The sequence below is a fragment of the uncultured Clostridium sp. genome, from assembly GCF_934754915.1.
Taxonomy (GTDB): domain Bacteria; phylum Bacillota; class Clostridia; order Clostridiales; family Clostridiaceae; genus Clostridium.
This window is the reverse complement of sequence record NZ_CAKVKB010000020.1, coordinates 14,790-31,131: the sequence shown is the minus strand read 5'-3', so window position 1 is coordinate 31,131 and position 16,342 is coordinate 14,790. Positions and strand designations below refer to the sequence as shown.

General features: G+C 27.8%; 4 protein-coding genes. All 4 read right to left on the bottom strand.

Going from position 1 to position 16,342, the window contains the following annotated elements; all coding sequences use genetic code 11:
• Window positions 1–93: 93 nt before the first annotated feature.
• The 4 genes from Q0F58_RS05435 to Q0F58_RS05420 all read right to left on the bottom strand — a co-directional run bounded on the left by Q0F58_RS05435 (window position 94) and on the right by Q0F58_RS05420 (window position 16,339).
• Window positions 94–4,962 carry a SpaA isopeptide-forming pilin-related protein gene (locus Q0F58_RS05435; protein ID WP_294373391.1) on the bottom strand — a complete coding sequence of 1,623 codons (4,869 nt, stop codon included), beginning with the start codon at window positions 4,960–4,962 and terminating at the stop codon, window positions 94–96.
• On the bottom strand, window positions 4,952–6,385 hold the full coding sequence (locus Q0F58_RS05430) for a Cna B-type domain-containing protein (protein ID WP_294373389.1): 1,434 nt from the start codon (window positions 6,383–6,385) through the stop codon (window positions 4,952–4,954). The genes Q0F58_RS05435 and Q0F58_RS05430 overlap by 11 nt, the downstream gene beginning before the upstream one ends.
• Before the next feature lie 27 nt (window positions 6,386–6,412).
• Window positions 6,413–11,425, bottom strand: coding sequence for an SdrD B-like domain-containing protein (locus Q0F58_RS05425; RefSeq protein WP_294373387.1), 5,013 nt, complete (start codon window positions 11,423–11,425; stop codon window positions 6,413–6,415).
• Between the two features lie 246 nt (window positions 11,426–11,671).
• Window positions 11,672–16,339 (bottom strand): collagen binding domain-containing protein, encoded by a 4,668-nt coding sequence (locus tag Q0F58_RS05420; RefSeq protein ID WP_294373385.1) that lies wholly within the window; start codon window positions 16,337–16,339, stop codon window positions 11,672–11,674.
• Between the last annotated feature and the right edge of the window lie 3 nt (window positions 16,340–16,342).

Genomic DNA, 16,342 nt, shown 5'->3' with positions numbered 1-16,342 from the left:
TACTTTTTTTATATTTATATTACATTTATATTACAATAATATGAAAATTTTTCCAAAAAAAGAAAATCCTTTACGGATTTCCTTTTTTCAAACTTATAATACAAATTTTTTTATTAAAACAATTCCAGATATTAATGCAATTAATCCTCCTGCAATAAATACATAAACTATCATGTTTTTATTTTTTCCCGTTGGCGGAGTTACTGTAAGTACACTAAATGCATCATCTTTTTCTTTTGTAGTATTATCTTCTACTCCTGTATCACCTGCTTTATAGTTACCTGATTTGCTATAATATTGTGTCAAAAATCCTGCATTCCTTATTCCTATAATTTCAGAATAACTATTTAATCCTGAGTTTTCACTACTTGCACTTCCCATTAATTTACTTACTGATAAAGTATAATCAGCTATAGATTTTGTAGAATTTACTTTTTCTGGTTTTAATTCTGTAGTGTTTTTTGCTATTATATATTTCTTAGCATATTTTTGATTATTATAATCTCTTGTTTCTTTTGGTCCAATATAAGTTCCTTCATCACATTTTGTATTGTCACTATCAACTGTTTGGCCTTCATTTAATATACTTTCTACATTGCTCTCGTTTTCTTTGCTATAAGTAGCTTTAGAATCTGATAAATAATCTATTATTTTGGTAACTGTTGTAGTTGCAACTTGCGAATTTTCTGTATCACCATATTTATAGTAATTTGACGATATATAATCTATTTCTGATTTATTTTGAGCCAATAATCTATATGTCACAGTTAATTCAGCACCATATAAACTATCTGTATCTCTTTCTATTGCTGCAACACTCTTTTTTATTCCTTGTAATTCTTGTGGTACATTTTTACTTAGTGGATTTTCATTTATAATCGTTGTACCGTTTTGTAATGTTAATTTAACATTTTTTATTTCTTTTGATAATTGAATATCAACATGCGGTCTTTCCATAATACCAAAATTCATTTCAGTACAATCTGTCTTTAATTCCCCTATTTCATTATTTTCTGTTTGGAAATTTAACTCTCCTCCTCTATATTCAAATTCAATCTTCATATTTGGAGATTTGGCATCTATAACAACCTTATTCTGAGTCGTTGTATAATTACTTTCCCAATTTGATTTTGTTCTTGCCTTAATCATATCATAATATTCTTTATCGTCCACTTTAATTATACTTTCATCTTTATTATAATATGTTCCCATCCAATCTGTAGCTATAGATTTATTTTTTCCAATGTCATCTATAAACCACCATTTATTATTTTCATTTTTAGCTGAGCCTGTTACAATTGTTGATTTATAATAAATACTGTTAATTTTAGATTCATCTTTTATTTCTGTCTCAACTTTACCACTATTGTTTGTAAGTAGATTTGTTAAATCATTTCCTTTTGCATCTTCAAATTTTACCTTTCCATTTCCATATGTAAATTTCAAATAATATTCTCCTGGTACTACACCTTTAAATGTATAATTTCCATTATCATCAACATTTGTTACAGCAACTGTTTTAGCACGACTCCACTTTCCAGATTCATCTTGTATTTGAATATTTTCATCATATAAATATGCTATTGTTCCTTCTTTTTCATCTTCCCTACCATTGTCTTTAGCATTTATCAAACTTACTACAACATCTTTTAAATTCTTTTCTGAAGAATCATATTCACCGTTTCCTAATCTCTCATCTTTACGTGAGTTTCCATTTAGATTATCAACTTTACTATCTTCAAATGCTTTTCCTGATATTGTTCTTGTGTCCATTAATTGCCATTTTATAAATAATGCTCCACTTGATTGTTTATTTCTTTTAGTTTCGTGTGGATATGGATCTTTGTTTTTCCAATTCTTATCTTTTCTACTATATACATGATATGCATTAGTTGTTGCAACTGTAGGTTCAGTTTCGTTTTGATCTGTGTCTTGTCCTTTTCCTACTAAATTTGTTAATAACTCATCCTTTACTCTAAACTCAATATATGTTGATTCAATTTCTAATGGCTTAATCCCACCTTGTTCAGATTGACTGTCATATTTCTTATTAGAGCCTGCTATTGCAAATGATGCTGTACCATTTCCATTATCACTCCATCTTGCAAAATCTGAAGTTATAACTTGAGTATTTGCATCTCCCTCTGTACGTTCGTTTTTGTTAAATTCTGTTTCTAATGTATATCTACTTGTATCATATGTATTAGTTAGTCCATTATCATTTTCATCTAAATATAGACCTTGTTCTTTATATATATCAATATTATTTTCTGTTGTAGTATTTTTGATTTGAATTTTATATACCACATAAATTTTATATTTATTTATTTCATCATCTTTACCATTTCCAACTAAATCATTTGCTACATTATATTTTATATCTGATGGATATACTGCTTTAGTAAATGTTTTTGACGAATTTTGGAATTCTATACTTGATTGAACTTTGTTATCTACTGTTTTCGCTTTATCACCATATTTGTATGTATATGTATATCCTCCCTTTACAACTCTTACATATGCTATTGATTCATCAACACTATATGAAGGCTTTGGTTTTTGAATCAATCCTAGATTTATATTTTCTATGATAAACTTATCATTATTGTAATATGCTGTTATTAACTTATGTTCCAAATCTGTGCTCTTGTCTTTTGACTCAACCTCATAATTCTGTCTTAATATTTCACTGAATCCTGGTGTTGTTTCTTCTGTATATGTTACTGCTCTTCCTGGATATGGTTCTTTTGTTCCTGTTAGGTTAGCATCATATAACTCTTCATTTTTTATTTCTATTGCTTGTACTTTTGAATTTTTATCAATTTTTTCTACTCCACCTGTAAATGGATTTGCAACTACATATCCATATTTACCATTATTATTTGGAGCTTCATTATCATAAATATATTCTATATATGAATGTGCCAAATCCCAATATGTAATGTCACTTCCATCATCATATTTTGTAATTTCCCAATATCCGTTTTCATCAGTTCCGTTTTTCGCTTCTGCCACTTTTTTTCCTGTATTTTTATCAACTAAAAATACTTGTACACCTTTTTTAGGTATATCCTCTTTGTCCGGATAATTCTCACTATCATCTTTATATAAATGATTATATGTATTTGATGCTTTATTTGAAGGTATTTTATCTTCCCAAACCATTCCGCTTAATTTCTCAACTATTTTTTTATTAGTTACTTGATAATATACAACGTTATCATCAGTTGATATTGTTACAGTTCCTTTATATACCATTCCTGTAATTCCATCATATCCATCTTGTTTTGTTATGTCATATCCATTTGGAGCTTTTGTTTCATATATTTCATATGTTCCATTTATTATTTTTTTAATGTTAATTACTCCATTTGCATCTGTTGTAAATTTAGTAGCCTGTTCTACTGTATTTACTAAATACTCATCACTAGTTGCATTATAATAATTATAAATGTTTCCGTTCTCGATTTTTTCATATGAACTATCATTACCTATCCATAATTCTGATTTTCCAACATATTGTGATGATATTAATTTTAATTTAAATTCTGCACCCTGTAATTTCAAGTCATTATATTTATCATCAACTTTTGTTATTTGCAAGTCTCCTGACGTTCTTAAATTTAGAACATTTGCAACATTGTTACCTTCTCCAATATTTACCGTTGTATCTCCTGTTATTTGGATATTATCTGTATAATATTGATCTTGTTCATCATTTCCTAATTCTATTAATGTATATGGTCCTAAATCAGTATACAATCCTGAAATCGTAACTTCTCCATTTACATCTGTTGTAAATATTGTAGCTTCATCCATATCAGAAGTGAAATCAACTATTTGCTCATTTTGATCATTTGTCGTAATATATACATATTCTCCTTCTTTCCAGCCACCTTTATCTTGTGCACTAGATTTTAATATAAATTGAACCTTATTTAAGTTTTCTGTTACATCTGGAGATGCTAAGTTTCTATTTCGATATATACCTTTTTTTCTAATTGTTAAATTTCCCTTTGGTCTCTTGTACTGAGTATATTGAAGTGTCAAATTTGCAGATTCCATATCTCTAGTTATTTCACACATTCCTAATAGTGTTTTAGATCCGTCAAATGTACCTTGCCCTTCTAATGCATATTCGATACTTTGAGTCTTTATCTCATATATTGAATATATTCCTACTGGTAGTCCCGTTACAGAAATTTCTCCATCTTGTGTTGTATATATACTATTTGTTGAACCACTAAAAATACTGCCTATATTATTCCATGGAACATTTTCATAACTTTCTTCACCAGTTAACCATCCTTCATAATGTTGTTCTACTCCACTAACTGTTTGTTTTACATTACCATATATAGCAATTTGAATATCATCTAATGGCGTACCACCAGCATCATTCTTTGTTATTTCTAAGTCTCCTCTTGTCATGTCATTATGTACTGTTGCACTTGAACTTAATCCAAGTTTGACTTCTTTACTTGTATTTTCTGCTAAAGTTGCTGTTGCAGCCAATCTTATATTTGGAACATCATGATATGTACCTGTACTATATCCGTTTTGAAGTTCTAAGTCATAATATTCATCACTTCCTATTTCATATATTTCATATGAACCTGGATATAAACCAGAAATTGTGTATTCTCCCATTTCTGTTGTATATTGACCTAACCATCCTTGTGTTTTTATGTGTACACATTGTATATATGTTGTTGTCTTTGTATATGAATAAGTATACGATACTACTTCTCCTGCTGAATTTTTTACTGCATGTTTTTTTATGTTGGTATTTTCTATAAGAGTATAATTTCCTAATTTTTCTCCATTACGTATTTTGTTAAAGTCCTCGTCACTACAGTTCTTTATTATTTTTTTAGGTTTCTTTTTCTCTCCTTTTTTATGTTCAGTTGTTACATTTTTTATCCATTTTGGTTGAGAGTCTTCCCAAACTCTAAAAGACATTTCTCCTCCGCTCTTTGGTAATTACCAAATCGCCTGCATTTGGATCCTCTGACTCCTGTTTTTTACCAGGTCCTTCATTTGTTATATTAAATGTATATACTGAACTCTTTTTATTTACAGTAATAGATTGTGGTGAATATTTAGCTTCATACTTTTTAGGAACCGCTTCTGTAATAGTATATTTCATTAAATTTCCATTTTCGTCATATCTCCTTAATCCTGTAAATGTACATGTATTTGAACTTTTTATCGTTTTAGTTAATGATGTAGCTCCTTCAGAATTCATTGCATGTCCATCTGCTGTTAAAGTAACTGTTACAGATTTTGGTCTTGATTTGGATTTACCATCATTCCATATTTTTTTCACTTTTATGTTTATACTATCATCTAAAATACATTCAAATGAAACTCTTCCTTCAACACTATCATTAGTTTGTGTATACCATGCACTTCCTTGATCTCTACTATATTGATTACATATAAAAACTCTTCCCTTTTGATATGTGAATTTTTCTTGTTTAAATGTTATTGTTGCTGTATTATTATTTCCGACATAATCTTTTATTTTATTTTCTTTTACATAAATATAAAACTTTTTATTGTTAAATGCATATGCTCCACCTCCATTTGCCTTTAAATCATTAATATACTTATGTAGTGTCTTTTCACCTGCTATTCTATACATTGCAACATCTTTACCTACAATTGATTTTCCATTTATTTTAATATCCTCTATTTTAGAACCACCAAATTTCATTTTATATGGTCCCATAACAACATAATCAGTATTATTAATTTTTTCATATTTTGCCTTAGAAGTTTTACTACCAATCGCTGTTATTTTATAATAGTTTATGTATTTTTGTCGAGTTTCTTTATTTGTCGTTTCCCACGCAGCCGATGAGCCTCCATATGCTCCACCACTATAGTTATTACTCATAAGAGTAGATGAATATGACAGTTGTTTTCCCGAAACACATTTCATTAAAGCACTTCTTACTCCAGGAATGTTATATCCAATCGACATAGATGCTGCAAAATTTCTTATATTTTTTGATGTCGTATTTTCAGATTTTTTCCCGTCTCCTCCTTCACGGTCTACTGATATACTACAAGCTGCTATTGTTTTAAGCTTGTCGTCATAAAATGTTTCATATACTGCTCTGATAGTGCTTGAATATCCTGAATCATTATTTGCTTGTGAACATGAATTCCAACCATCATACCATCCTCCGTTTTCTCCTCCAAAGTCATTAATAGTAAGTCCTAAAAAAGTTTTAATATCTTTACAGTCCCAATTACTAGAAAATCCCACTCTTCCATATTTATCAAGACCATTTGAAGCTAAACTATATTTACAACTTAATTGCATAAAAATTAAAATTAGAACTATTATTAATGTAAGTTTTTTCAAAGTCTTCATCTTCTCCTCCTTTCTTCTAAAATTAATTTATTTTATTACCAATTTTTTTACAAATAAATATGCTAACAATCCCATAGCTACAAATACTATTAATACTATTGTTACGTAATTTACCAATGCTCCTGTACTTACACTTATAATTACATTTGCAGAACCCATATTATTATTTTGATTTTCAATTCCCTGTGAATTAGAACTTTTTTCTATCTTTGCTTTATTATTTATTAATCCAGTGTTTGATTCTGTCATTGTTTTTGTCAAAGTCAAAGTTAACTCTTTAGATTCGCCTGGTTTTATAGGGGTATTTGCTAAGCTAGAATTATATAAATTTGAACCAGATTTATACCAATCTGAATTCATACTTGACTTAAATGTCAATGATGAAGGTAAAACATCTTCTATATTTTTTGCATATCCTTCTATATCTCCAACATTTGTCACTTTTATTTTATATTCTATTACCACTAACGAATCTTTTAAATATTTAGCCTTTATTTCTGCTTTTGCTAGTGTTGTTCCTTCTTTTTGCTCATATGTTTTTGTTTCGTTTCCACTTTGTACTATAATTTTACTTACGTATTTTTGTATATCTAAATTAAAGTTACTTTTATTAATCAAACCAATATCTATATCTGTTAAATTATTATTTAATGATATAATATCTGTCATACCTATTGTTAAACTTTTTCCATCTACTGTAAATTCCCTATCAATAGCGTCCGAATTTTCATTTTCTGATATTCCTTTTGCTTTATAGGTTGTTACTTTATATATTGTATTATCATAATAAAATGCTATTATATATTCACCACTTGATAAATTTAATTCATAACATCCATTTGAATCTGTTAGAGTAGTTTCAACTGTATTATTTGTTTTAGTATCAATTGCACTTACATTCATCTTGGCTATTCTTTTTTCTTCTGAATCTTTTCTTCCATCACCATTTTTATCTATCCATGCTACACCTGTTATTTTATATTTTTTATTTTCCGAATTATTTTTGTCATCAGAATTATCTGGATTATTTGGATTGTCTGGATTATCTGGGTTATCTGGATTATCTGGGGTGTCTGGATTATCTGGCTTATCTGGGGTATCTGGCTTATCCGGCTTATCTGAGTCATCTAAATCGTCATAATCATTTAGAGTATTAACATCAAATGATACACTCTTTGAATATGAAGCTCCTGTATTATTATCAAATACATTTATTGTATTTGTTATTTTTTCAGCATTTATTCCATCTACCTTGGCCTCTACAACAATTGCAATACTTTCTCCTGATTTTAAATCTAGGTCGTGTAATTCTAAATCTGTATCACTCATTTGAGAAACTAAATCTTCTGTTTCTTTTCCATAAATATATGCTTTTTGAATTTTTAATGTTTCATCTAGCTCATATTCTATATTGATTTTTGTATCACTATTGTCGTTATTTTCAATCTTAGCAATAAATTTAATAACATCATCATTGTTTAATTTAGTATTTTCATCTATTGCAGCTCCTTGTTTTAATGTATTTAGATTTACATCAATATTTGTATGGTTTTTATAAATATTTCTTTCAAATTTTGTTGAGTACTTTTCTGAATTTTCTGCTGTGATTGCTGTTGCTGTTATCCATACTTCAGCCTTTCTTTCATTAATATTTTCGGCATATAATACCATATTCATTTTTATACTATTATTAGCTTTAATATTTTGTATTTTAAAACTTATTATTGCTTCACCATTTTCATTTTTTTCTGCCTCCCCTAATATGATATTATCATCATCTATTATTTCTTCATCTTTTTCATTAAATGATAAAAACATATTTGAAAATCTAAAACTATCTATATCTATATGTTCGCTTAATTTACTACTTAATTTAACTTGCATATCTACATCACTTAAGTCTTCATTTTGTAAGTTTTTTACAACTAAACTTGTAATGCAGTTTCCACCTTCTAACCATTGATAACTTTCATTGTTAGTATTTGCTAATATAATTTGTAATTCTGCTGATTTAATTATATTTTTTGTTGTTGTAATCTGTTGATTTAGGCTTCCATCATCTGATGTTAAATAAATCGTTCCATATGTATTAGTTCCGTCTATCTTAGCATTATTTAACATATAAGGAACAGCTTTATATGAAAACTCTATACTATCCCCATCTTTTAAAGTTGTAACCTTTCCTAAATTAATATCATTTTTGTCTGTAATTTCATACCAATTTGTCTTAACCTCTGTATATTCAGATGCACTAGTATGTTTTTTAGTTATTTTTTCTACTAAATCCCATACATATCCATTTTTTTGTATTGCTTTTACATTAATATTAGAGTAATCATGTCCGCTATTGTTGGTTATTTTTATTGTATATTTAACCGTTTCTCCTTCTTTTACATCTGCTCCATCTGATAATACGTCTTCTCCAACTGTTGTATTTACATCTATTTTAATATTTTCATTTTCTAAAGATTTTTTGTTAATATCATTAGATGCATTTTGATTGCTAATCTCATTTATTGAATTGTCATTATTTCCATTCTCTGTTTTTAAAACAATTCTGGAGCTATTTTTTTGTTCAACATTATTTACATTATAAGTTACATTAGTATCGAAATTTCCTTCTATATTGTATCCCGAATTTTTTTGTATATTAATAGTTGTTTCTATTGCCAATCTTTCTTCTGGATCCATTTGACCTATAACAATTTTATATTTTACAGCCCCTTCATTACTTTCTTTCCATGAACTATCATTTGCATTTGCATCTTTATTTACTGTATAATAAATTTTTGCATTTTCATTATTTGTTTTTATTTCACTTACAACAGCATTAAGTTTGTTTTTATCATTACTTGATGGTACTTGTCCGATTAAAACTATGTTTTGTATTTCTTGTTCATAATTATTAATTAAAGCTGTTTGTAATTTGGCTTCTCTGTTTCCAGATTCTACATCTAATAAACCATATACTGGCTCTACATCAATTGTTTCTAAATTTTCATTTTTATCATTGTATCCAGATATTTTATTGTATAACATTAATCCATATTGTGATTCTAACATAAGAGCTATATTTTTATTATTCTGGATATTTTTATTTTCATTTGTATATAGCATTTCTATTTGAGTCTTCTGACTTGGCGTTAATTTACTTGTTTTTACTTCTAGCTTGAAACGTATTTTTGTTCCACCTGTTGTATCGTATTTTAATTGTTCACCTTTTAATTTTATATTTATTTCTACTTGTCTATCTTCATTTTCACATGTATTTACATCTTGTACTTCTAAGCCATTTGTATATAATGCTGCATATTGTGCTGATATTAACTCTATTTGTTTTGGTAATCTTATTGTCACTGTTGGATTATTATACAAATCTTGACTTTCATTATTTGCAAGTAATGTTGTATCTATTGTTATTGTTTGTTTATCAGACAATGTTGATATTTTATTTGTATCTAACTTTATATCTGCTTGTGATTCAGTTTCTTTAAGTTCAATTGTTGTTTCAGACTCTATTTCATTTGTCCATACTTTTTCTTTTATTCCTGTTAATTTTTCAATATCATTTCTTGTATAATCTATATTTTTTATAGTTTTTGTATTCTCAATATTTAACATTCCGATTTTTTCTGGAACACTTGTTATTAAACTTATACTTTTTTCTTCAGCTGGATAATTTATTATAATTTTTCCATTTTCATCAGTTTCTGAATTTTTATCAATATTAGCAATAATTGTTCCTTTGTCGTTTTTAATTGTTATATTTCCTTGTGGTCCAAATATCTTTAAAAATTCATTTTTATCTATTTTAGTTTGTTTGTATACTATATTTGAGCTTTTTTCTTCATTACCTTCTAAATATGATGCTTCCTCTTTTTTTATAATTACAGCTTTATTTGTATTTGTGTAATCAATGTTTACTTTATCTAAAATAGTATAATCTCTATCTTCACTTGTATATAGTTTTCCTTTATATATAGCTTTTTCATCAAAATTTAACTCTGTTGTAATAATTCCATCTATATCTTTTGCTATGTCTATGGTTTGATTGGTTTTCATCTCTTTATTATCATATGTTATTATTTTGTCATTAACAGTTAGATTATTTTCTGCAAAATTGCTATTTGAATCTAGTACATAAGTAACAACAATAATATCATTACAATTTTTTTCCCAACTTATATTTTGATTATCTTCATTACTTAACTTTATTGTTAATTTGTTTTCTTCTTTGCTATATATATAATTATTTTCAGTAAATTCCATATTGCTATTAGTTGCCTTTGTACTTCTTGCGTGTACTTGTACATTTTCTGTATTTTGAGGTACATTTAAATTCAGTTCTGTACTTTTAACAGGGTAATTATTATTTGTAAGTTTACTATTTATTAATAATTGTATAATTCTCTTATCTTTATTTTGAATGCTATAGATATAATTTGTAAGAACCTTTGCATCTAACTCTGTTTTATTGTTTTCGCTTGATTTCCAATTGATTGCGACTTCAGAATTTCCTGAAATATCTATATATTTTTCATTTTCAACATTCTTACTATTAATATATTGTCCTTTTAATATTACATTTGTATTGGAAAATAAGCTTTCTTCTGTAATTTTCGTTTCAAATTTTGGCTCAATCTCTAACTTTAATGTAACTGTACTTCCTGCATTGATCTGGTTCAATTTCACTTCATTTTCTGAAATTTCAGATATTTCTGGACTAAGTTTATTAGGTTTTATACTGAAATTGTTATTTTCTAAATTTATAGAACCATAAAAATATCCTTCATTATGTACAGATATGTCAACATATAAATATTGTTTTTCATTATCAGTTGTCATTTCTATTTTATTTACTTTTTCACCATTTGAATTTAGAAAATATGCTTCATAATCAATATTTTCATGATTAGTTTTAACAACATCCAATGCATATGTTACAGCTGTAACTCCAACAAAAATAAAATAATATAATGTCATTGTTAGTATTATTTCCAATGCTATTAAAACATTTAGTTTTCTCTTTAATTTTAACATTATAATATCCCCTTTCTATGCTCTTTTCCTATGTATATTATTACAATATTTTCAATGATTTTCAATGATTCTATTATTTCTCTCTTTCAAATATTACATATGAAAAGTAATAAATTCTTTACGGAAAAAGGATCTAATCAATATAATTTATATAAAAATTATATTTCAATTACATTTTTGTTACAAATATTTTGCTAAAAAAAGAAAGAACGATATTCCTTACGGAATACCGTTCTTTAACTCACATTATTTTTTTAATGCTTTTTTCTTTATAAATACAATTCCTATTGCTAATACTATCAATCCTATAGTTCCTGCAATCCAGTAAATAGGTCTCTTATCACTACCTGTTGGTGGTGTAATTGTGAATACTGTATTATCTTCAGCTAAACTCCATTCAAAGTTGCTCTTTAATGATGTTAATTTATCAAGTGATATTAAAGTTACCTTTGCATTATTTTTATATGCTGTATCATTATCCTTAGATAATAACGATGTAACCGCATAACTTAAAGTTTCTGTTGCACCACTTTCAAATTCTTTCCATCCTGTCATTTTTAGGCTATTTGTTGTTTCTGTGCTTCCATCTGGATTATTTTGTGTAATTGAAACATCTACAGTTTCTGTATCTCCATTTGAATGTATTAAATTTGCAATTGTATTTTTTTGTTCTGTATAATTATATTTTTTGTCTAATTCGTCTACAATTTCTTCAACTTTTACAGTTTTTAATTTAGATGTACTTGATTGTTCACCATAATAATAATATTTTCCATAGTCACTTGTATTTTCTTTTTCTATATATTCTATATCAGATTCATTTTTAATTGATATCTCATATGTTGTTTCTAATGATGAACCATATATTAAACTCTGGTCAATTTCCATACTTGCATTTTTGCTACCTCCTGTAATGTTATCTAGTGCTGATAAGTTTATAGCAGATTTATCTGTTGGATTAGCTGATACTATAGTTGTACCTGTTTGTGCTGTAAGCTTAATATTTGTTATCTTTTTATCTAATCTTATTTCTGTTTTTGGTTGTTTTATTAAACCAAAGTTAAATCCATCATAATTAGGTTTATGTACATCTCCTTCATCTGTTGAAATATTTGTATCATTTTCTATTGAAATACTTGTCATTGGTGTATATGCATTAATACTTGTAGGATAGCCTTCTACAACATTTTCTGATTCATATACTTTATCAACACCGTATTTATAATTATCAAATTTAGCTCTTTGTTGTAAATCATCTACAGCAGTTGAATAATTTTTATCATTTAAGTATTTATACCATTCAACAATTTTTCTTTGAGCTTCTGTTTGATTTGCTGGCAATGTAGCTTGTGCTGATTTTAATTCTTCTTCACTTACTTCCATTGCATTTTTAATTGTATCTCCAGCTCCATCTGTTTCAGTATTTATTATTGTAGATTTATAGTCATTTGATTTTATATCTGTTCCTGCTGGCATCATTTTTTGTGAACCATCACCATAAGTAAATCTTATATAATAATATCCTGGTACAACACCATCAAATACGTATGTTCCGCCTTCTACTGTTTCCATCGTAGCATCTGGTAAATCATCTTCATTGTATACTACTTTTCCATCTTTTTCTTGATATAATTTTGATACTTTTTGTTTATCTGAATTTAATAATTCAACTGTTACCTTTTTAGCTCTATTAGCATCATAATCATCTATTCTACCATTTCCTAAGTTTGTTTTAGCCTTTTCACTTTTTTCTGTTTTAGTATCTTCAAATACTGTACCAGAAATCTTTCTTTGTTCTCCTAATGATAGTTTTAAGTATAAGTCTGATGATTTCTTATTTTTGCTAATTGTTTTGTGTACATAGTATTTCTTTTTATTATTATCACTTGTTATAGGATAAATGTTGACTCCTTTTGCTCCTTCGAATGCTCTAACATTTTCATCATGTACCCATACATTATCTGTTCTTAAATATTCATGATATGCAGAAGCTGTGGCTACAGTAGGTGCATTTTCAAGTTCGCCGTCTGTTACTCTATCTTGTAAAATTCTCCTTAAAGCTTCTTCTTTTATTCTAAATTGGATATATGATGTTTTCTTTTCTTGTTTTGCCATACCATTTCTATAAACACTATTTTCATTATTTACATCATAGCTTGCTTTTCCATTTCCTTCATCTCTCCATAAAGCGAAGTCTGATTTATCTGAATTATTTTCGTTAGTACATAATTCATATCTATTTGTATCATATGTATTTACTAAAGAATCCAAATATAATCTTTCTTCTGTATAAAGATCATCTAGATACATAGTTTCATTATTTGTTACATCAATACTATATACTACATATACTTTTAATTCATCTGTTTGGTTTGCAATATTATATACTATATCTGATGGATATATTTTTCCTCCATATGATTTTGTTGAATTTTGTTCTTCGACTGTTGGTACATTTGTTGATGTACTAACAGGTGAGTCACCATATTTATATGTGTATGTATATCCTTTCATATTGACTTTAATATATGCTAGATTTTCTTGTAAATCATAATCAGCATCATGTTTTTCTATTAAACCTAAGTTTATATTTGAAACTTTGTATGTTGATTCGTCATAATAATATTTAATGTCTGTTCTATTTGTTACTGCCATACCAGGATTTGCACTATTTTGATCTATTCCTGTTAACATATTATCATCTAGTTTCTCTTTAGTCATTGTCCATTCTTGAGCTTTTGAATTAACCTTTGCATCTGTTCCTGTATATGGATTTACTACTACATAACCATATTCTTTTACTGTTCCATCTTCGTTATAGATAGTTTTATTATTATAAGCAAATCCTATCCAAGCACCTTCTAAGTCACCATAATAAATATCTTTATCTTCACCTGATATTGCATTTTTATTTTTAATTTCATAATGTCCATTACTATCTGTTGTTGTTGTAGCAAGTACCTGGTTTTCAGAATTATATAAAACTACTGGTATTCCTGCTTTAGCTCCATCACCACTATCGTGAATATGATTTATTATATTGTTTTTATGTTGTGGATTATCAACCCAAACATCTCCTTCTATTCCCTCAACAACCTTTTTGTTAACAGCTTCAAATTTAAATACGCCGTCTGCTGGGAAATTAATATCAATTATTTGATTTCCTAGATATGCCCAATCTCCTGTTAAAGAGCTAGAACCTTCTGAAGCTTGGTGATATCCTGTTTGTTTTGTTATGTTATATCCACCTGGTGCTTCTGTTTCATATATATAATATGTTCCATATTTTAATTTTTCTATTTTAGTTGATGACGCATATTCTCCTTGCGCATCCCCATATGATTTATTACCTGAAGCCTCTCCTGAGATCCATCCTCTTGTTCCATCATTTAGAACTGCATAAAGTTTGAATTTACCTCCTGTTAATACTTGGCCTGTAGTCATATCTTTTTTAATAATTTCTGTAGCTGCAAGAGGTTTATTTGTAGCTGTAAATGTTACTTTTCCTCCAGAATTTTGGGTTAATGTTTGAGTACCTATAAATACCCAATCTCCTGCTAAATCATTAGAGCCATTAGCAGCTTGATGATATCCTGTTTGTTCACTTAAAATACAGTTATCTGGGGCTGTTGTTTCATATATATAATATGTACCTTTTTTTAGATTATTTATATTAGTTTTTGAAGCATATTCTGTTGCATTATTTCCATATGTCTTTGTTGCTGCGACATCTCCTGATACCCAACCTTTTGTTCCATCTGTTAATTCTGCATAAATCTTGAATCCTGCTCCTGTTAATTCTTGGCCAGTTCTTTCATCAACTTTTGATATTGATAATGTCTTTAAACCATTTCTCTTAATATTCCAAGATACTTCTCCTTCTACTGATTGTAAAGTGTTATCATACATATAGAAACCTGTTTGTTGTTGTTGCACTCCCACACACACAGCTATTCTTGAATTTCTGTATGTAAATTTATCTTGTTCCATCTTTACTGTATATTGGCTTCCTTCTGGTAATTTAGAGCTTAGAACTGCTATGTAAAACTTTTTACCACTTAACTTATATTTTCCTGTTGTTGCAGCATTGAAATCATTTGACCAACTAATTGATCCACTTGATAATGCTGATGTTGTGTAATAAATGTCTTTATCTGATGTTGATTGCCATTTTGCATTACCAACTGTTACTTTTTTGATTCCTTTTCCTCCAAATTTTATTTTAAATTGTCCTATTATTGTATATTCTTTTCCATCTATTTTAGCTACACTTTTTCGTTCTGTAGGAGTATATTTTTTCGTATCTTGTTGTATTTTAATGTATTTATACTCATTAATCTCTGAGTCTGTTGCCGGATTACTTCTTTCTTGTTGCCTACTCCATCCCATTTCTGCTAAAATTGCTGCTTCATGTACAGTTTTTCCTGAAGCTATTGCATTATATAATGCATGTTGTACATATAACGCATTATTATTTCTTGATGCATGTGCTGCTAAAGTTGCAACTATACCTGAACCATCTTCATAAGATGTTTTAGAAACTTTAACAATTTGACCCTTTTCATTTTTTGTATTTTCGTTTATAATGGAATCCACTTTCATTACACCTTTTTCATCATCAAATTTTATATCAAAAACTGAGTGAATTTGGTTATTCATACCTAGTCCATTATATCCGCTTTCTTTATGCCAGAAGCATCCTAGCATTCCCTTTGAATTTAGGCCTAACCAAACAGGACCATTTGTATTTAATTCTTTTCCTAGGATTGCTGAAGCTTTTACTGTCATAAATTCTTTTTCTGAAGATGGATTGTACATTTGTGAATACACATGACCAGTCAATACATATATTGCTACTAAAAATACAATACTAATTAAAGTAGCTATTATACCATTTCTATATTTCTTTATCATTCA